This window comes from Zongyangia acetica (assembly GCF_038739695.1).
GTDB lineage: Bacteria > Bacillota > Clostridia > Oscillospirales > Ruminococcaceae > Zongyangia > Zongyangia gallinarum.
In genome coordinates, this window is record NZ_JBBEWN010000020.1 from 1 (window position 1) to 20,030 (window position 20,030).

Genomic DNA, 20,030 nt, shown 5'->3' on the forward strand with positions numbered 1-20,030 from the left:
ACCATCTGGCTGGCCGCCGTTTTAATTTTGAGATGCTCAGCGGCTTGATTTTGTGTTGCCTTTTTCGCTTCCCTAAAAATCTGAAATTTCTACTTGACTTTTATTAGCAGGTCTTTTCTGTATTAAATCATTGTATCACATCAGTTTTAGGAAAGCAAGTACCTAAAAGAAATTTTTCTTCCCCTTATATGTAACAATCATACCGGCTTCCTAGCGTTCAGAATGTTTTCTGCTGTCTGCTGTGGTGTTTGGTTGGAATTGTCCAACCAAAAGCCGATCCGTGGTGTTGTCTGCATTTTACTAAATACAAATTCAATGTATACAGAAAGATATAAGGAGTGGGAGGGATTCCGCCGTAGTTGGCATTGTAGGAAAATCCAAAAGTTTAGATTTTCCCACAATGCTTATCTTTTGGTCTTTGGTTCGGAATAGTGTAGTGCTGGCGGTCTATCTCTTGTTTTCGGTTGCTTGCTTCCTTACCGTACATGAGCATTGTTTGAGACTTTGTCGCATCACACGCAACCTTGTTGCGATTGACACCACAGCGCGGCTTGGGAGCGGGCACTGCCCGCCCGGTAGGTGGGATGAAAAAAGCAGCTGCAAAAGCAGCTGCTTTTTTGCGCTTCTTATTCCAAACCCCCCATCTGGGTCAGGGGCCAAAGCTTAAAGACGGCCTTGCCGATGATCTTGTCCGCTGGGATATAGGGGTTTTCCCAATCCCTGGCATCGTAGGAACCGGCCCGGTTGTCCCCGAAAAAGAGGTAGCATCCCTCCGGCACCTGGAAAGAGCCGGAGGTGGTGGAGGGATTTTTCACATAGGGCTCGTCCAGCAGCTCCCCGTTGATGTAAACTTTTCCCTGATCGTCCACCACCACTTCCTCGCCGGGCAGGCCGATGACCCGTTTGATCAGGGTCTCGCCCAACTCGTCGCTTTCAAAGACCAGGATGTCCCCCCGCTGGATGTTTTCCTCCGGATTGTACATCCGCAGGGTAAAGAGCCAGTCCCCTTTGTTGATGGTGGGGATCATGGAGCCGGTGGGTACGGTGGCAAAGAAAAAGACAAATTTGATGAGGAGAAAAACCACCAGGATTTCTATGGCAAAGGGGAGAATCCACTCCTTAAAAACACGTTTGACTTTTGCTTGGTCCATAGGGGGTACAGATCCTTTCCTATCAATTGGGCCGGTTTTCCATTGTTGACCGGCGTTTCTTATGTTATACTAAATATTATATCTTTGCAAGTGGGGGGCATGTCCATGAATTGGCGGTATAAGCCGGGCCTTCGGATGGTCAAGACCGGCGTCGCGGTGTTGCTCTGTTTGGTGGCGTCCATCCTGCTGCATCGGGAGAACGCCTTTTACTCCTGTATTGCCGCTGTCATCTGTATGCAGCCCACCACGGAAAAATCCCTCCATGCGGGGATCCACCGCTTTATCGGCACCCTCTGCGGCGGATTTGTAGGCTTTTTGCTGCTGGAAGCCTCCAGGCTCATCCCCCAATACTACACCTGGGCCTATGTGCTGGTGATCCCGGTATTTTTGCTTCTGGCCATCTACCTGACCAACCTCTTGGGCAGGAGGGAGTCCGCGGCCATCTGCTGTATTGTGTTCCTCAACATTGCCACCAACCTAGACCGGGGGATTCAAAACTCCCTGCTCTATGTGGCGGACCGGGTCATTGATACCGGCATTGGCATCGTGCTGGCGGTTTTGGTCAACCGCTTCCTTTTCCCCCGCCACGACGACGGAGAAGGGAAGGAACCGGCGCCGCCTTCGGGAGAAGGGGCGGCCCCGCCGGCGGAAAAATAAAATCCAACAAAAAGCACCAGCGGGCCCGCTGGTGCTTTTTTTCTATGGAAGGTTACCAATCGGTGGAGAACTCCTCGCCGCCGAGCAGGGACTCTAGGGCCTGCTGCAATTTGCTGACATAGGAGGACTTGATATAGGTGGTCACCGAACCGTTGCAGTCCACATCATAGGAGCGGCTGCCGTCATAGTAGAACTGGAGCACCTCCGGGCTGCGGTTTTGGTCGGTGAGGTTCACCGTCAGGGTCATATCCGGTTCCCCGGACACCTCCTGGGACCGCTCCCCCTCGCTGCGGGCGGAGAGAGCCATGGTGAAGAAGCTGTCGAATAGGCCGGCGTCCACAGCCTCCCCGTTGACGGTAGGCTCCTCACCGGGAACCAGGGTGTAGGTTTCTGCGCCAAAGGCGATCTCCAGGGAGGAAATCTCCTCCTGGGTGTCGATGATGTATTCCTCCGGCAGGAAGTCCTGGTACTGCAGCCGCATAAAGGAGATGCCGCTTTCATCCAGGTCGTAGAGGATGTCCACATCTGAGCGCATGGCGGAAAGCAGGTCTTTATCCCGGCCGTCCAGGCGGATTTCCAGGGTCTGCCCGTCGTATTCCAGGGTAATCACCGTCTCGGGATCATCCAAACCGGCGTCGGAGATGTCCTGCTCGGTGGGCTCCAGGTTGACGGTATGGGAGGCGTAGACGCCAAAGACGCCGCCGAGGATGCTGGCGACCTCATCCCCCAGTTTCCGCCGGACCGGGGACACCATATAGAAGGTGCCGGATTCCTGATCAAAGGTGATCTCGATGGGGGTCTCCCGGAGGGAGCCGCCAAAGGTAATCTTGGTGAGCCCCAAGGTCTTGCAGCTTTCCACCACATCGCTGGAGCTTTCCAGAGGCGGGATCAGGCGCCGCTCCACATACTCGCTCATGGGGGAGATCAGTCCCCACACATCCATTTCCTGCATGAGATAGACGTTGCCGTCCTCGGTCTGGACATACATTTCCGAGCCGCTGGGGGTGGAATCCCCCACCTTTAACCGGAAGACGCTGCCGTCCGAATAGGTGACGGCGGCTTCGGCCAGGGGATTGTCCAGGCCGTATTTTTCCAGGTCGCTGGGGTTTTCCTCTACCAGCTGGGTGGCCGTCACCTCAGAAGCGTCCGCCAGGATGGAGTACAGGCCGCTTTCGTTGCGGGGATAGCCCTCCAGCTCCTCGATATAGGCGTCCCCGTTTTCGTCCACCAGGACGGTATATTCCTCATCCACGGTCTTGATTTCTACCGAAACCACGTCCTCAACCGCGTAGGGGGATAAGACTACGCTGGAACTGCTTTGGGAGCTGCTGGATTCCCCGTCCCCTTCCGCCGGGGTACGCTGCACCAGAAGGATTACCGCCGCCAGGAGGGCGACGATGACCACCCCCGCCAGCAGCCCAATGGTTCTTTTGCTGATTTTACTCATCCATTCACCTCCTGTGGGCAAAACATGCCCACGGATTTATCTGCGCCGCCGCACGCCTACCGGCGAGGAAGACGCGCCCGGAGTCTTTATTTGCGACATTGCCGCGGCACACGCGATTTTGTTACCTATTGCGCCACAGCGCGCTCCTGCGGAGAGCAAGACGCGCCTTTGGCTTTATTCAAGACATCGCCGCGGCACACGCGATTATATTATAGCCGATACCACAGCGCGCGCCTACCGGCGAGGAAGACGCGCCCGGAGTCTTTATTGGCGACATTGCCGCGGCACACGCGATTTTGTTACCCATTGCGCCACAGCGCGCTCCTGCGGAGAGCAAGACGCGCCTTTGGCTTTATTCAAGACATCGCCGCGGCACACGCGATTATGTTATAGCCGATACCACAGCGCGCGCCTACCGGCGAGGAAGACGCGCCCGGAGTCTTTATTGGCGACATTGCCGCGGCACACGCGATTTTGTTACCTATTGCGCCGCAGCGCGATGTCCTCCGGCGGGAGCCGGCGCGCCCTAGGTTTTATTCGTGACACTGTCCGCGATGCCCGCAACTGAGTCCCGATTGACACTACAGCGCGATCTGGCCGCGGGCACTGCCCGCCAGCGCCTGCGGCGGGCAAGACGCGCCCTAGGTTTTATTCGTGACACTGTCCGCGATGCCCGCAACCATGTTGCGATTGACACATAAGCGCGCGCCTTCCGGCGAGGAAGTTGCGCCTTTGGTTTTATTCAAGACATCGCCGCGTCACACGCGATTTTGTTACCCATTGCGCCACAGCGCGCTCCTGCGGAGAGCAAGACGCGCTCTGAGTTTTATTAGTAACGCTGACGCGTCACACGCGATTATGTTATAGCCGATGCCATAGCGCGACATCCCCCAGCGGTAGCTGGTTAGCGGTGCCGGCGGCGCAGCCAGATGGCGATGCCGGTGACCAGCACCACCAGAGGCAGGGCTACCACGAAGACGGCGCCCAGGAAGATGGCCTGGGTGGAGTTGACGCCCAGCTCACTGCCGCTGATGTTCTTATCCACCAGATTGAGGGCATCCTCCCGCTGGGCCAGGTCGGCCAGGACGGAGAGGAAGTATTCCCCGTTGCCCACCGAGGTGCTCTCCAGCAGGGTGGAAATGAGGCCGGTGACCGAGCTGCCGGCCAGCACATGGGACATGCTGCCGTCGCTGCGGGTTTTGGTGGAATAGAGCAGGGCCGGATAGGGGCCGGAAGCGCTGTCGGAAGAGATGGTGAAGTTCTCATCCGCGTCAGCCGGCATAATCCCCGTTGTCTCGGAGAAGGAGAGCAGCTCCCGCACCTGCACATCCCCCTGGCTGTCGAAAAGCTGGGTCATGGGGCTGGCGTAGGGCATGGAGATGGCGATGTTCTGCTCCATCAGGTCGGCGCCGAACCGGTCGGAAGCATAGTTGACGATGGTGAAGAAGGGATTCTGGTTAAAGTACATGTTCCCGTCGGTCTCATAGATAAGGCCGTCATCTATCTGGATTCCCCACTCGGCCAGGAAGGCGTCCAGGTTGGGGGTATCCGGCTGGGAGGCGTCGCCCAGGTAGATGAGGGTGGTGCCGTCCCGCTCCAGGAAGTCGTCGATCCGGGAAAGCTCCTCCACCGTATAGTCGCTGGTGGGGGCCGCCATCCAGGCCACCTTTACATCATCGGGGATGTCCTCGGTGACCACGGAATGCTCGATGACCTCATAGTTATTTTGCACCATCAGCTCGGCAAAGTAGGTGAGGGGGTCCTCCCCGTGGCCGTTGAGGACGGCGATCTTCACCTTGTTTTCGTCGGTGACCCGCATGATGGCGGAGGTCATGGTCTGCTCCGCCTTGGAGGAGATGATCTGATAGCCGTAATAGGTCTGCATGGTGTTAAACAGGTCGTAGGGGCTGACGGTGGTAGCGTCCTCCCCGGAGGTGATCAGGATATCGTAATCAGCGATTTCCAGATCGGCGTACTGGCTTTCCAGCTGGGGGTTCTGAACCAGGTCGATATACTCCACGGTGATTTTATCCGAGATTTTGGCGTACATGTCGATAATCTGGGCCGCCTGGGCGAAGTAGTCGTTCTGGCCCACAAAGTTCTGCTCCGAGGCCAGCACCCGGATCTGCACCTCTTTGTCCAGCCCGGCCACATAATCCCTGGTCTCCTGGGAAATTTCAAAGGCTTTGTCCTGGGTCATGTCGATGCTCATGGGATACCGCTCGCTGAGGGCGGACATGAGGAAGTTAAAGAGGACGACCACCACGATTACAATGACGGTGATCCCCACGGCAAAGCCGGAATGCTTGAATTTCTTGGTCTTCCAGAAGGAGGCCTTTTTCTTCACCGCTTCACCGGAGGCAGCGGGAAGGTTTGCCTTCTCCTTTGTTTGGTCTTTGGAAAATAATTTTTTCATCTGCCTCACCCCCTAGCTCCATCTCTTTTTTTCCAGCACCCGGACGGTGAAGAAGATAAACAGTCCGGATACGCTGAGGAAAAAGATCACGTCCGCGATATTTAAAAGCCCTAAGGTGAAGTTGGCATAACGGGTGTAGAAGGAGAGTCCGTAGACTAAATCCTGCAAAAACTGGGTGGGCATCACCGAGGATAGGGTATCGATGAGCATCAGCCCCATCATGACGGCGAAGCTGGCCACAGCGGCGATGACCTGGCTTTCGGTGAGGGAGGAGATGAACACGCCGATGGCGATGAGGGCCAGCCCCAAGAAGACGGCGCCCAGCAGGTTGCCGACAAACAGGGACAGGTCAATGGGGGCAAAGGCCGCCAGCACCACGGCATAGACCACCGTAATGGCCATGGCCACCAGGTACATGATGACGGCGGAGAGATATTTGCCCAATACAATGGAATAAAGCCCCACCGGCGCGGTGAGAAGGGCTTGGTCGGTGCGCAGCTTTTTGTCCTCGCTCATCAGCCGCATGGTCAGGATGGGGATGAGGAACATAATCACCGAGAACATGGAGGAGAAGAAGGAGCGCATGTCGGTGGTGTTGCTCAGCACGTTGGAAAGGAAAAAGTAAAATCCCGCGAAGGCATAGAAAACCGCCAGGAAGATATAGCCGATGGCGGAAGAAAAATAGGCGTTCAGCTCACGCTTTAAGATGGCAGTCATGGATTATTCCCCCTCCTTCTCTGACGCGGCTTCCCCGCCGGCGTTTTCCGCCGGGATCTCAGAGCCGTGATCTTCTCCGGTAGCCGCGGTTTCCCCGGCGGCCTCAGGATCCTGGTCTCCGCTGCCCGCAGCGCCGGCGCCCTCCGGAACGGGCGTCTGCCTGCTCTCTTCCGGCTTGCCCTCTTCCACGAGGGACTTCTGTTCGTTAATCAGCTGGAGGAAGACCTCTTCCAGGGTCAGCTCCGAAGTCTTTAACAGAAGCAGGGGCATATTGTTCTGGCACAGGGCCCGGAAGAGGGGACGGCGCAGATCCCGCTGCTCACTGCTCTGGATGTGGTATTCGTAAATATCCGGCGCGCCGTTTTCCTCCCGTGGACCGGCAACGTCCACCTGGGCGTCCTGTCCCAGGCCCTTGAGCACCGGCAGGACACGCTCCCGCTTGCCCTCAATCCGGGCCACCAGGCTGTGGTCGGAGGACAGGGAGGCGGCGATGGACTCGGGGGTGCCGTCGGCAATGAGTTTGCCGGCGTTGATGATGATGATCCGGTCGCAGACTGCCTGGACCTCGGTGAGGATGTGGGAGGAGAGGATGATGGTGTGTTTTTCTCCCAGGGACCGGATCAGATCCCGGATCTCGATGATCTGGTTGGGGTCCAGCCCCACGGTGGGCTCGTCCAGGATCAGGACCTGGGGATTGCCCAGCAGGGCCTGGGCCAGCCCCACCCTTTGGCGGTAGCCCTTGGACAGGTTCTTGATGATCCTGCCCCGGACCCCCTCGATGCCGCAGAGCCGGCAGACCTCGTCCAGATGGGCCCTGCGGGGCAGGGAGACCTTTTTGAGCTCATACATAAACTGTAGATAGCCGTCCACCGTCATATCCAGATACAGCGGCGGCTGTTCCGGCAGATAGCCGATACATTTTTTTGCTTTGAGGGGTTCCTCCAGAATGTCGAAGCCCCCGATGGTTGCCTCTCCCTGGGTGGCGGAGATATAACCGGTCAGTATGTTCATGGTGGTGGATTTTCCCGCCCCGTTGGGACCGAGAAATCCCACAATCTCCCCGGAATCAATGGAGAAGCTGATGTCATCTACCGCGTTTTTCACGCCGTAGCGCTTGACTAGATGCTTCACCTCAACCATTTTGTCAAACCATTCCTTTCCTTGCGCCCGAAGGCGCGCTCTTTCTGCGGCGCCAGCCGCCAAAGCTTAGTTAAAATCTATGATAGCAGAAATTTTTACTTCTTTTGTAAATAGAACGTGAAATTTCCACCGATGTTTCCTGCCGGTTGTGTGAAAATATCCCCGCAAATTGCCTGAAGGGGAGAAACCCATTGCCTGGATGGGGCGGAGGATGGTATAATAGTCCTGTAAAAACGGGCGGGGCGGAAGGACGCCGCAAGCCCAGGGCGGGGGCAGGGTCCCCCGGGAAATGGAGGAAATATCATGGCAACAGTCAAAGGCTTTAGAGGGCTGCGCTTTACCGAAAAAGCGGGGGAGATCGGCAAGCTCTGCTGCCCCCCTTATGACATCATCAGCGAGGAGCAGCGCCAGAACTATCTCAAGGAAAACCCCTGCAACGTCATCCGGCTGGAGCTGCCCCGGGGAGAGGAGCCCTATGCCCAGGCGGCCCAGACCCTGAACTCCTGGCTGGAGGAGGAAATCCTGGCCCAGGACAGCCGGGAGGGGATCTACATCTATGAAGAGGAATTCACCGCCCGGGGCCAGCGCCACAAGATCAAGGGCTTTATCTGCCTGGTGAAGGTGGAGGATTTCTCCAAAGGGGTGGTGCTGCCCCATGAGGAGACCCTTTCCAAGGCAAAGACCGACCGCTTTAACCTGCAAAAGGCCACCGGATGCCAGTTCAGCCAGATCTATTCCCTGTACATTGACCCGGAGCACACCACCCTGTCCTTAATTGACAGCCTCTCCGAAGGGGCGCCGGACTCCTCCTTCACCGATGGGGACGGGGTGACCCACCGCCTTTGGTGCGTCTATGACCCGGCGGCGCTGGAAGCCATCGGCGGCCAGTTTGCCTCCCGCAAGCTTTATATAGCCGACGGCCACCACCGGTATGAAACCGCCATCAACATCCGCAACTATCTGCGGGAGCAGGGGGTCATCACCGACGACAGCCATCCGGGCAACTATGTGATGATGATGCTCTGCGACATGGAGCATCCGGGGCTGGTGGTGTTCCCCACCCACCGGCTCATCAAGGACATGCCCCAGGTGGACCTGAAGGAGCTGGAAGAAAAATGCCGGGCCTATTTCGACATCACCCCCGGCCTGCCCCTGGCGGGGATGGAAGAAAAGCTGGATGAGCTTTACGCCCAGGGGGAAAAGGCCTTTGCCCTCTATGCCGGGGCGGAGGATTACACCCTCTTTGTCCTCACCGACCCGGACGCGGTGAAGCGGTTTGAGCCCCAGATGAGCGACGATTACTGCAACCTGGACGTGTCGGTCCTCCACACCCTGGTGCTGGAGCAGGCCCTGGGCATTGACAAGGAGAACATGATGAACCAGGTGAACTTAAACTACACCCGCTCCCTGGAAGAGGCCATCGACAAGGTCAAGGACGGTACCTATAACTTCAGCTTTATCATGAACCCCACCAAGGTTGAGGAGATCGGCCGGATCGCCGCTAACGGCGAGAAGATGCCCCAGAAATCCACCTACTTCTATCCCAAGCTGACCACCGGCCTTGTGATGAACAAGTTTATGGATGTAAAATAACAGGCCGGTAAAAATTCCTGCTGACGGTGATTTGATGCGAAATAAAAAGAACAAGCACCTGGGAATAGAAATTGACCCCCAGCTCCACGGAAAACTGCACTACATCGCCAAGTAGGAAGGACGCTCCGCCAATGGGCAGATCCTCTACCTGATCCGCCAGTGCATCCGGGAGTTTGAGGAGAAAAACGGAACGATAGAACTGGAACCTGATCCATCCCGCCTGGACAAAGAGGAAGCTACAAAATAAAAAAAGCCGTACCGCTGAAAGCTTTGGCGGTACGGCTTTTTTATGGCCTGTATCAAAATGGGACGCCTTTTGAGGGCGCCTTTACTTCATATTCTCAATGAGCTTGAGGATCAGCTCCTTCTGCTCGTCGGTGAGGGTGCTCCAGCGCTGGAACATGGCATACTGCTCCCGGGTCAGGGAACGGGGGGTGGAGCCGTCGGAGAAAAACTCGGCCACCGTAATGTCAAAGGCTTTGCAGATGGCCTCCAGGGTGGGGATGGAGGGATAGTCGTTGACAGAATTAAAGATGGAATTGATGGTGCTTTGCGGCAGATGCGCCTTTTGCGCCAGCTTGTTTTGGGATAGGTTTTGTTTTGCGGCCAGATCCTTGATCCTCTTGACAACTTGGTTCACAAGGCACCACCTCCTGGAAAAGTGTTACCTAAATTATACCGTGATAATCCTGGTCCAGGCATAACATAATATTGTATAATATACATTATCATGTTATAATGAGGGCGCCGCCGCTTCTATGACAGAAAAAAGATCCGCTAGATTGATAAGGCCCCTGCCGGTACAGCGGCGGCCGTCCCGGCAGAGGCAAAAAAAGAGCCGCTCAAATGGCGGCTCTTTTTCTATGGGTTAATCCCTATTTTTCATAACAGCTTTCATCCGCTGGGCGTTGTCTAAGATCCGCTTGCGCAGCCGGATGTTTTTGGGGGTGACCTCCACCAGCTCGTCGTCGGCGATAAATTCCAGCGCCTGCTCCAGGCTGAAGGTGCGGGGCGGGGTCAGCCGCAGGGCTTCGTCGGAGCCGGAAGCCCGCATGTTGGTGACATGCTTTTTCTTGCAGACGTTGACGGCCATATCGTCGGATTTGGGGGACTGGCCCACAATCATCCCCTCATAGACCGGGACGCCGGGGCCGATGAAGAGCTCGCCCCGCTGCTGGGCGTTATACAAGCCGTAGGTGACCGCCTCTCCCGTCTCAAAGGCGATGAGGGAGCCGGTGGAACGGCGGGGGATATCCCCTTTGTATTCTTGATAGCACTCAAAGACGGAGCTCATAATCCCCTCGCCCTTGGTGTCGGTGAGAAACTCGTTGCGGTAGCCGAAGAGTCCCCGGGAGGGAATGAGAAATTCCATCTTCATCCGGCTGCCCTGGGGCATCATATGGAGCAGTTCGCCCTTGCGCTGGCCCATCTTTTCCATGACAGAGCCGACGCATTCCTCAGGGACGTCGGTGACCAGACGCTCCATAGGCTCCATGAGGACGCCGTTTTTCTTTTTGGTCATGACCTTGGGGCAGCCCACCTGGAACTCAAAGCCCTCCCGGCGCATGGTCTCGATGAGGATGGAAAGATGCATTTCGCCTCTGCCGCAGACCCGGAAGCTGTCGGTGGTGTCGGTGGGGTAAACCCGCAGGGACACATCCCGGAGCAGTTCCCGGAAGAGCCGGTCGTGAAGCTGGCGGGAGGTGACAAATTTTCCCTCCCGGCCGGCAAAGGGGCTGTCGTTGACCGAGAAGGTCATCTCCAGGGTGGGCTCGGAGATCTTGACAAACTCGATGGCTTCTGGGGTATCCGCCTGGCAGATGGTGTCGCCGATGGTGATCCCCTCAATGCCGGAGACGCAGACAATATCCCCCACCTTGGCCTCTTCGCAGGGAACCCGGCTGAGGGCCTCGATTTCATAGAGGTTGGCGATCTTCCCTTTATAGGAAGTTTCCTCGTCGTGGAAGTTGCAGACGGAAATGTCCTGGTTCTGACGGATGACGCCCCGCTCCACCCGGCCGATGGCGATCCGGCCTACATAGTCGTTGTAGTCGATGGAGGAAACCAGCATCTGCATGGGGCCGTTTTCGTCCCCCTCCGGCGCTGGGATGTAGTTGATGATCTCCTCAAACAGGGGGACAAGGTCGGTGCCGGTGCCGTGGATGTCCTTGGTGGCGGTGCCGTCCCGGCCGGAGCAGTAGATGATGGGGCTTTCCAGCTGCTCCTCCGCCGCGTCCAGGTCCAGGAGCAGCTCCAGCACCTCGTTTTCGATCTCGTCGGTGCGGGCGTCGGGCCGGTCGATCTTGTTGACCACAATGATGACCTTATGGCCCAGGGCCAGAGCCCGCTGCAGGACAAAGCGGGTCTGGGGCATGGGGCCCTCCGCCGCGTCCACCAGCAGCAGGACGCCGTTGACCATCTTGAGGACCCGCTCCACCTCGCCGCCGAAGTCGGCGTGTCCCGGGGTGTCGATGATGTTGATCTTAATATCTTTATAGTAGACAGAGGTGTTCTTGGCCAGGATGGTGATGCCCCGCTCCCGTTCCAGGTCGCCGTTATCCATGACCCGCTCGGCCACCACCTGATTTTTCCGGAATGCTCCCGACTGTTTGAGCATCTGGTCCACCAGGGTGGTCTTGCCGTGGTCGACGTGGGCGATGATGGCAATATTTCTCAAATCTTCTCTAATCAAAGCAATTTCCCTTCCTACCTGTGATGCCGCAGCCGTCGCGCGGCGGATTTCTTTCCCCAATTCCGGAAAGTTCATCTGTTTATTATACATCATTCCCGTCAGCTTTACTATAAAATTCGTCAAAAATTTGGTCAATTAAACAAACAAAATTTGACAGTCCCCCTCCCGGCCTTTTTTGCACTTTTGACGAAAGCCGGGGGAGAAAGCACCCCTTTCCCGGGAAATCCAGGCGCTGCCCGGGCTTTTTCCCGCCAAGGGGCGGATAGGCTTGATTTTAGGGGCCTATCTGTTGTTTAATAAGATGGAAGGAAAATGCCCAGAATGAAAGGACATCACTGAAAAAAGGAAGGAAGCGGCCTATGGTTCCCATGAAACTGCGCCCGGCTCTCAAAGACTATCTCTGGGGCGGGACAAGGCTCAAAACCCAATACGGAAAGGAAAGCGATCTCCCCATCGTGGCGGAAAGCTGGGAGGTGTCCTGCCACAAGGACGGCCCCAGCCTGGTGGAAAACGGCCCCCAGGCGGGGATGACCCTGCCCCAGGCCATCGACGCCCTGGGCCGGCACTGCCTGGGGAAGCGGGGGGAGGAGCTGCCGGAATTTCCGGTGCTGATCAAACTCATCGACGCCAAACAGAGCCTGTCGGTCCAGGTCCATCCGGACGACGCCTATGCCCGCCGGGTGGAGGGGGAGCCGGGGAAAACCGAGATGTGGCTGGTGCTGGCATGTGAACCGGGGGCCTATCTCTACTACGGCTTTGCCAAGGATATGACCCGGGAGGAATTTGCCCGCCGGATCCAGGAAAACACCCTCACCGACGTGCTGCAAAAGGTGGAGGTCCATCCCGGGGACACCTTCTTTATCGACGCCGGCACCCTGCACGCCATCGGCCCCGGCATCCTCATCGCCGAGGTGCAGCAAAGCTCCAATTCCACCTACCGGGTCTATGACTTCGGCCGGGTGGGCCCCGACGGCAAGCCCCGGCAGCTGCATATCCAGAAGGCCCTGGACGTGACCCGCCTGACCCGGGAGACCCGGCCGCCCCGCCCCCAGGGGGAGCGGGAATCCTTGGACGGCTATGCCCGGACCCTGCTGGCCAGCTGCCCCTATTTTACCGCCCTGCTCTATGAGGCGGAGACCGCCGCGCCTCTGCCGGTGAATGAGGAATCCTTCCTCTCCCTCACCGTCCTCACAGGGGAGGGAACCCTGGTCTATCCCCAGGGGGAGATGGCGATCCGCAAGGGGGAGAGCTTCTTCCTGCCGGCAGGGCTGGGAGACTGTGAAATCCGGGGGAAATGCAGGGTGCTGGCCTGCCACATCTAATACAAATAGTAATAAAAGCAAGGGATATAACAAATGGATAGAGAAAAGAAGCTGAATATTGTACTGGTGGAGCCGCAGATCCCCCAGAATACAGGCAACATCGCCCGGACCTGCGCCGCCACTGGAGCCAGGCTCCATCTGGTGGGGCCGATGGGCTTTCAGATCGACGACAAGAAGCTCAAACGGGCGGGGCTGGATTACTGGCATCTGCTGGACATCACCTATTACGACAGCCTGGAGGACTTTTTCAAAAAGAACCAGGGACAGTTTTACTACTTCACCACCAAGGGGCAAAACCGGTACAGCGATATAGCCTATCCGGAGGACGCCTATATTGTCTTCGGCCGGGAGGACGCGGGGCTGCCGGAGGAGCTTTTGTTCCAGCATCCCGACCGGTGCGTCCGGCTGCCCATGATCCCGGGGGCCAGGAGCCTCAACCTCTCCAACACGGTGGCCATTGCCGTCTACGAGGTGCTGCGGCAGTGGGACTTTGAGGCGCTGAAGACCCAAGGGGAGCTGACCCGGTTTTCCTGGGAGAACGCTTCCTTCCCAGAGGGGGATGAGGCTTTAGAAATAACCGGGGAGGGATGGGAAAAACCCGGGAAAAGCCGGGGAAATCTGCCGGAAAATACTTGAAATATGGACAGGTTTAGGATAAAATATGTTATGGATTGTGAGAAATGAGACAATCCATGTTTTTCCGGCTTCCGGCCGGGAAAACGTAACTGACAGGTCAGCGGGGAAATCCCGCTTGCAGGAATTATCATTATCAGGAAAGGGTGGCAATCATGACCTCTCTCAACAAAAAGTCCATCGAAGATATCGATGTAGCCGGTAAGAAAGTACTGGCCCGTTGTGATTTCAACGTTCCCCTCAAGGACGGCGTCATCACCAACGACAAAAGAATTGTGGCAGCTCTGCCTACCATCAAGTATTTGGTTGATCACAAAGCACGGCTGATCCTCTGCTCTCATCTGGGCCGTCCCAAGGGCGAGTTCAAGCCGGAATTCTCTCTGGCACCTGTGGCCAAGAGACTCAGCGAGCTGCTGGGCCAGGAAGTAAAGATGGCCAAGGACGTCATCGGTCCTGACGCCAAGAAACTGGCTTCCGAGCTGAAAGACGGCGAGGTCATGCTGCTGGAGAACGTTCGTTACCATGCAGAGGAGACCAAGAACGATCCCGCATTTGCCAAAGAGCTGGCTTCCATGGCAGAGATCTATGTCAATGACGCTTTCGGCGCCTGCCATAGAGCTCATGCTTCCACCGCCGGCGTGGCAGCTTACCTGCCTGCTGTTTGCGGCTATCTGATGCAGAAAGAAATCAACTTCATCGGCGGCGCTCTGGCCAACCCCAAACGTCCCTTTGTGGCCATCCTGGGCGGCGCGAAAGTTTCCGATAAGATCGGCGTTATCACCAACCTGCTGGATAAGGTCGACACCCTTGTCATCGGCGGCGGTATGGCCTACACCTTCATGAAGGCACAGGGTCATTCCATCGGCACCTCCATCTGCGAGGATGACAAGCTGGATCTGGCCCGCCAGATTCTGGCCGACGCGGAGAAAAAGGGCGTCAAGCTCCTGCTGCCCATCGACAACAACGCTGGTGATAAATTTGACGAGAACTGCAACGAGCAGATCGTCAATTCCGACGACATCCCCGACGGCTGGATGGGCATGGACATCGGTCCCAAATCCATCGAGCTGTTCTGCGACGCTGTGAAAGGCGCCGGTACCGTCATCTGGAACGGGCCTATGGGCGTATTTGAGTTTGAGAAATTCGCAAAAGGTACCCTGGCGGTAGCCAAGGCAGTGGCTGACAGCGGCGCAGTTTCCATCATCGGCGGCGGCGACTCTGTGGCGGCTGTGACCAAGCTGGGCTTTGCCGACAAGATGAGCCATATCTCCACCGGCGGCGGCGCTTCCCTGGAGTTTATGGAGGGCAAGGTTCTCCCCGGCATCGACTGCCTCAACGATAAATAAGAACAAATGAGAGGAAAAGGCACGGTCCCCCGTGCCTTTTCAAAACATAACATATCCAAAAGGAGTGTATTACTGATGAATAAGGCAACACGTAAAGCCGTTATCGCCGGCAACTGGAAAATGAATAAAACCCGTCCCGAGGCCAAAGCTCTCATCGAAGAGATGATCCCCCTGGTCAAAGACGCGGACTGCGACGTTATCATCTGCGTCCCCTACACCAACCTGGAGACCGCCATTGCCGCGACCAAAGGCACCAACATCAAGGTAGGCGCTGAGAACTGCCACTGGGCAAAATCCGGCGCATTCACCGCAGAGGTTTCCGCCGACATGCTCAAAGAGGTTGGCGTTGAATACGTCATCATCGGCCACTCTGAGAGAAGACAGTACTTCGGCGAGACCGATGTCACCGTCAACCAGAGAGTCCGGGCTGCTCTGGACGCTGGCCTGAAGGTCATCCTCTGCGTCGGCGAGCTCCTGGATCAGAGAGAGCAGGGCATCACCGAGGAGATCTGCTCCATGCAGACCAAGATCGCTCTGGGCGGCGTTTCCAAAGAGGAAATGAAGAACATCATCATCGCTTATGAGCCTGTTTGGGCCATCGGCACCGGCAAAACCGCTACCGCCGACCAGGCAGAAGAGGTTTGCGGCGCTATCCGCGGCGTCATTGCCAAACTCTATGACGACGCTACCGCTCAGGCTACCACCATCCAGTACGGCGGTTCCATGAACGCTAAGAACGCAGACGAGCTCCTTTCTAAGGTAGATGTTGACGGCGGCCTCATCGGCGGCGCTTCCCTGAAAGCTCCCGATTTCGCAGCCATTGTCACCGCGGCTTCTAAATAAGGACCTGCGGTCAGCAAATCGCGCCCCAAGGCCCCAGTTGTAACACTGTCGCGTTGCCCGCGACTAAGTTACCTGTTGTGCCCATCCGCGACATCCTCCGGCGGTAGCCGGCGGCCCCTCCCGGGGCAGGATGACGCGCCTTGAGTTCTGTTGGTGACACTGCTGCGTTGCACGCGGCCCTAGCGGGCAGCAGGTCGCGCCCCGGGTTTTGTTAGCAAAACACTGTCGCGGCGCACGCGTTTTTGTTACAGACGACGCCACAGCGCGGCTTGTCTGCGGCAACTTGCCGCCCGCGATGCCCGCAATTATGTTGCGATTGGCACAAAAGTGCGACATCCTCCGGCGGCAGCCGGTCTGGTTCATGTGATTCGGGGCCCTCAGCGCTTTATGAGCGCGGCCGGCTGCATGGACCGTATGGTTAATTTTTATTGCACAGCAATAAAAGGCCGTCCGAATGGGCGGCCTTTTTCTTTCGAGATGTATCGTATAGGAGGTCTTTCTATGAAAAAACCCGTAGCACTCCTGATTATGGATGGTTTCGGTTATAACTCCAATGAGTATGGCAACGCGATTAAGGCTGCCAACACCCCCAACCTGGATAAGATCCTGGCGACCTATCCCAACACCCTCATCGGCGCCTCGGGCATGGATGTGGGACTGCCTGATGGCCAGATGGGCAACTCTGAGGTAGGCCATACCAATATTGGCGCCGGCCGCATTGTCTACCAGGAGCTGACCCGGATCACCAAGTCCATCCAGGACGGTGACTTCTTCCAGAACCCTGAATTTGTGGCGGCCATGGAAAACTGCAAGGAAAAGGGGAGCGCCCTCCACCTGATGGGCCTGCTTTCCGACGGCGGCGTCCACAGCCACAATACCCACCTGTTCGCCCTCATTGAAATGGCCAAGAAGATGGGCCTTGAAAAGGTCTATGTCCACTGCTTCCTGGATGGCCGCGACGTGCCTCCTACCTCGGGCAAGGATTTTGTGGACGAGCTTGCCAAGAAGCTCCAGGAGATCGGCGTCGGCCAGATCGCCACGGTCATGGGCCGGTACTACGCGATGGACCGTGACAACCGCTGGGAGCGGGTGGAGAAAGCCTACCAGGCCATGGTGGACGGGGAAGGAATCCAGAACCCCGATCCGGTAGACGCAGTGGCCAAATCCTATGAAAAGGACGTCACCGACGAATTTGTAGTGCCCACCGTAGTGGCAAAGGATGCCGGCATTAAAGAAAACGACTCCATCATCTTCTATAACTTCCGTCCCGACCGGGCTCGGGAGATCACCCGTACCTTTGTGGATCCTGACTTTAAGGGCTTTGACCGCTCCAAGGGCTACTTCAAGGTGCATTTTGTCTGCATGACCCAGTATGACGCCCAGATGCCCAACGTCTATGTGGCCTTTAAGCCGGAGGAGCTGACCAATACCTTTGGCCAGTACATCTCCGAAAAGGGACTGACCCAGCTGCGCATTGCGGAGACGGAGAAATACGCCCACGTGACCTTCTTCTTTAACGGCGGCGTAGAGGCTCCCTACGAGGGCGAGGACCGTGCCCTGATTGCCTCCCCCAAGGTGGCCACTTATGACCTGAAGCCGGAAATGAGCGCTTATGAGGTCTGCGATGAGGTGCTTGCCCGGATCGCTTCCGATAAATACGATGTGATTATCCTCAACTTTGCTAACTGCGACATGGTAGGCCACACCGGCGTCTTTGACGCGGCGGTGAAGGCTGTGGAAGCCGTAGACACCTGCATGGGCAAGGTGGTGGATGCCATCCTCCAAAAGGGCGGCGTGGCCCTCATCACCGCCGACCACGGCAACGCGGATCAGATGTATGAGCCCGACGGCAGCGCCTTTACGGCTCATACCACCAACCCGGTTCCCTTTGCGGTGGTTGGTTACGACTGCAAGCTGCGGGAGGGCGGCCGTCTGGCTGATATCGCCCCCACCATGCTGGAGATCCTTGGCCTGCCGCAGCCCAAGGAAATGACAGGAACATCCATGCTTGCAAAATAAAAATCAAGGGATTAAAAGCCCCGGTGTCAAAGCCGGGGCTTTTTTGTATGGGAAAACTGTGAACTTTTATCATTTTAAGTTGTTATTTTTTCGAGAGCGTATTATAATAGAACCAACTTGGAATACTAAATCCAGATGCAAAATTTGCCACGGCAAGGTTGCATGAGGATTCAAATGGAGGTATCTGGAATGAAAAAGGGTACATTTATATCATTGATCGCACTGATTGTCGCGCTGACAGGTGTCCTGATTGCGGTGGCCGCCTACCTCAGACGCAGAACCTGCGCCCTCTGCGATGACTATGAGCAGGACATCATGGATGATGACGATATGAACTTCTATGCCCAGGATGCCGGGGAGATGGACGAAGACCCCATGCTGGACGAAACAGAGGAGCCGGCCAAAGAGACACAGGAATAACAGAGAAATGATAACATGCCCTTTATCATGATGAGTGATAAAGGGCATGTTTTTACAGAAAAGGGGTTGCTTTTTTCCCGGCTATGCGCTATAATAATAAAGCACCTAAAAATTAAATAGCGCGGAGTGGAGCAGTCCGGTAGCTCGTCGGGCTCATAACCCGAAGGTCGTAGGTTCAAATCCTGCCTCCGCAACCATTTTTTTCTAAGACCGTTTTCAATGTACTTTGTATGTTGAAAGCGGTCTTTTCTTTTTCTGAATCCGGTTTAACGTCCATACGCTCTATGAGCAGATGCACCGCATCTACATCGGGCGCGGCTTTAATAGCGTCCAGCCATGACCGGATTGTATCCACGGTAAAATCTTTGGGCGGTTCTGTATGTTCCAGCGCTGTGATCTCTGCCTTGATTTCTTTCATCTGCTGGCCTACATCTGCAACAATTTCATCCGGCAGAGCTCCACTTGCCAGATTCTTCATAAGCGCATCATATTGACGGCGCTTTTCTTCTATACGCTTTTTCAAGGCCCCTTTGAATTCTTCCATGCGGGAGCCTTCCCCGGCCTGATATTGGCGCAGGGCATCCACTATTATCTGTTGATTATCATCACTAAGGAGTTCCCGCAGATATCGAATAGCCGCTTCGTCTGCTTCTTCCATATGGAGAACCGGCGCACCGCATTTTTTGGAGCATACAAAATAGGGATATTCATGGCCTTTACGTTTTGATGTAAATCCGTGCATCTTTGCCCCGCATCGACAGTATACAAGGCCGCTGCACATATAATTGGCCTTTCTTCCGGACTGTTTCCTCTCGTTCATGATCTTCTGCACCTCCATGAATTGCGCCTTGTCGATGATTGCCGGCAAGGCGTTTTCTATTCTTATAGAATCCGGTTTTATGCGCCTGTCCGCCCTGTTTTTGGCTTCCGTGGGGCTGTAAAGATATAGGCCGGTATATTTTTCATTCCGCAGGATTTCGTAAATCTGGGGGTATTTAAGGGGTTTTCCTCTCTTTCCTGTAATTCCAGCGGCTTCCATTTCCTCTATCAGCTGTTTAAATCCCCGCTTTGCCTGGGCCGCGTGAAATATCTTTTGGACATACCCCGCTTCCAGTGGGTTGATAACGTATTTTTTATTCACAACATCATATCCAAACGGAGGGTATCCGCCTGTGTGTTCGGCTTTTAATGCTGTTTCACGCAGGCCTTTTTTTGTTTCGGTGGCTAAATTGTCAATATAATATTCAGACAATGACCACATAAGCGCACGCATGATTTTAGCCTCGTTGGTATTGCCGAAATCCTGAGCTGCGGCGATGAGCTGCACGCCCTTTTCTTTCAGCCTGGCCTCTAGATTCACATGCTCCCCCAGGCTCCGGGCGATACGGTCGTACTTGTGAATTAGGATGGTATCAAAGGTTCCCTTGTCGCAGTCCCGCAGCAGCCTTTGATATTGCCGCCGCTGGGCCGTCTTGGAGCCTTTGCCGCTGATAGCTTCATCCGCATAGATTCCCACGATGGAAAACCCATGGCTTCCGGCATACTCCCGGCAGGCCCGTACTTGGGCTTCTATGCTGTCCTCTGTCTGTTTATCCGATGAATACCGGGCATAAATGACCGCGTTTCCCATGGCT

Annotated in this window: 15 protein-coding genes, 1 tRNA gene and 1 pseudogene; 9 read left to right on the forward strand and 8 right to left on the reverse strand. The window is 56.0% G+C overall.

Annotated elements, in window-relative coordinates:
- Positions 1 to 626: 626 nt before the first annotated feature.
- Positions 627 to 1,151, reverse strand: coding sequence for a signal peptidase I (lepB, locus tag WGC32_RS13625; RefSeq protein WP_342682680.1), 525 nt, complete (start codon positions 1,149 to 1,151; stop codon positions 627 to 629).
- Between the two features lie 105 nt (positions 1,152 to 1,256).
- Between lepB and WGC32_RS13630 the strand changes: the two genes are divergently transcribed.
- Positions 1,257 to 1,808 (forward strand): FUSC family protein, encoded by a 552-nt coding sequence (locus tag WGC32_RS13630; RefSeq protein ID WP_342682682.1) that lies wholly within the window; start codon positions 1,257 to 1,259, stop codon positions 1,806 to 1,808.
- A 52-nt stretch (positions 1,809 to 1,860) separates the two neighbouring features.
- Here the strand turns inward: WGC32_RS13630 and WGC32_RS13635 are convergent, their stop codons facing one another.
- From WGC32_RS13635 to WGC32_RS13650, 4 genes are all read right to left on the reverse strand, one after another.
- Complete coding sequence (locus WGC32_RS13635; RefSeq protein ID WP_342682684.1) at positions 1,861 to 3,255, reverse strand: DUF4340 domain-containing protein; 1,395 nt, start codon at positions 3,253 to 3,255, stop codon at positions 1,861 to 1,863.
- A gap of 904 nt (positions 3,256 to 4,159) precedes the next feature.
- Positions 4,160 to 5,671, reverse strand: a complete 1,512-nt coding sequence (locus WGC32_RS13640; RefSeq protein ID WP_342682686.1) for a GldG family protein — start codon at positions 5,669 to 5,671, stop codon at positions 4,160 to 4,162.
- A 12-nt stretch (positions 5,672 to 5,683) separates the two neighbouring features.
- The gene (locus WGC32_RS13645; RefSeq protein WP_342682687.1) at positions 5,684 to 6,388 is read right to left on the reverse strand and encodes an ABC transporter permease; all 705 of its coding nucleotides are present in this window, start codon (positions 6,386 to 6,388) and stop codon (positions 5,684 to 5,686) included.
- A 3-nt stretch (positions 6,389 to 6,391) separates the two neighbouring features.
- Positions 6,392 to 7,528, reverse strand: a complete 1,137-nt coding sequence (locus WGC32_RS13650) for an ABC transporter ATP-binding protein (protein WP_342682689.1) — start codon at positions 7,526 to 7,528, stop codon at positions 6,392 to 6,394.
- A 303-nt stretch (positions 7,529 to 7,831) separates the two neighbouring features.
- On the opposite strand from WGC32_RS13650, the gene WGC32_RS13655 reads away from it, so the two are divergent.
- Positions 7,832 to 9,121 (forward strand): DUF1015 domain-containing protein, encoded by a 1,290-nt coding sequence (locus tag WGC32_RS13655; protein ID WP_342682691.1) that lies wholly within the window; start codon positions 7,832 to 7,834, stop codon positions 9,119 to 9,121.
- Positions 9,122 to 9,449: 328 nt separating this feature from the next.
- Here the strand turns inward: WGC32_RS13655 and WGC32_RS13660 are convergent, their stop codons facing one another.
- Together WGC32_RS13660 and typA are read right to left on the reverse strand one after the other, a co-directional pair.
- Entirely contained in the window at positions 9,450 to 9,761 is a 312-nt protein-coding gene (locus tag WGC32_RS13660; RefSeq protein ID WP_191482964.1) for a helix-turn-helix domain-containing protein, read from the reverse strand.
- A 228-nt stretch (positions 9,762 to 9,989) separates the two neighbouring features.
- Positions 9,990 to 11,813, reverse strand: coding sequence for a translational GTPase TypA (gene typA / locus WGC32_RS13665; protein ID WP_342682738.1), 1,824 nt, complete (start codon positions 11,811 to 11,813; stop codon positions 9,990 to 9,992).
- A 359-nt stretch (positions 11,814 to 12,172) separates the two neighbouring features.
- Here typA and WGC32_RS13670 point away from each other — a divergent pair, with 359 nt between their 5' ends.
- The 7 genes and pseudogenes from WGC32_RS13670 to WGC32_RS13700 all read left to right on the forward strand — a co-directional run bounded on the left by WGC32_RS13670 (position 12,173) and on the right by WGC32_RS13700 (position 18,593).
- On the forward strand, positions 12,173 to 13,135 hold the full coding sequence (locus WGC32_RS13670) for a type I phosphomannose isomerase catalytic subunit (protein WP_342682692.1): 963 nt from the start codon (positions 12,173 to 12,175) through the stop codon (positions 13,133 to 13,135).
- A gap of 33 nt (positions 13,136 to 13,168) precedes the next feature.
- A pseudogene (gene trmL / locus WGC32_RS13675) lies at positions 13,169 to 13,678 on the forward strand (tRNA (uridine(34)/cytosine(34)/5-carboxymethylaminomethyluridine(34)-2'-O)-methyltransferase TrmL); the annotation flags it as partial.
- Positions 13,679 to 13,923: 245 nt separating this feature from the next.
- Positions 13,924 to 15,114, forward strand: coding sequence for a phosphoglycerate kinase (locus WGC32_RS13680; protein WP_342682693.1), 1,191 nt, complete (start codon positions 13,924 to 13,926; stop codon positions 15,112 to 15,114).
- Positions 15,115 to 15,189: 75 nt separating this feature from the next.
- A complete protein-coding gene (gene tpiA, locus WGC32_RS13685; RefSeq protein ID WP_342682694.1) occupies positions 15,190 to 15,957 on the forward strand; it encodes a triose-phosphate isomerase in 768 nt (255 codons plus the stop codon).
- A 501-nt stretch (positions 15,958 to 16,458) separates the two neighbouring features.
- Positions 16,459 to 17,976 (forward strand): 2,3-bisphosphoglycerate-independent phosphoglycerate mutase, encoded by a 1,518-nt coding sequence (gene gpmI / locus WGC32_RS13690; RefSeq protein WP_342682696.1) that lies wholly within the window; start codon positions 16,459 to 16,461, stop codon positions 17,974 to 17,976.
- A 189-nt stretch (positions 17,977 to 18,165) separates the two neighbouring features.
- Positions 18,166 to 18,396, forward strand: a complete 231-nt coding sequence (locus WGC32_RS13695; RefSeq protein WP_191482969.1) for a hypothetical protein — start codon at positions 18,166 to 18,168, stop codon at positions 18,394 to 18,396.
- A 120-nt stretch (positions 18,397 to 18,516) separates the two neighbouring features.
- A tRNA-Met gene (locus WGC32_RS13700) sits at positions 18,517 to 18,593 on the forward strand.
- Here the strand turns inward: WGC32_RS13700 and WGC32_RS13705 are convergent.
- A complete protein-coding gene (locus tag WGC32_RS13705) occupies positions 18,572 to 20,026 on the reverse strand; it encodes a recombinase family protein (protein WP_342682699.1) in 1,455 nt (484 codons plus the stop codon). The genes WGC32_RS13700 and WGC32_RS13705 overlap by 22 nt on opposite strands.
- Positions 20,027 to 20,030 lie beyond the last annotated feature (4 nt).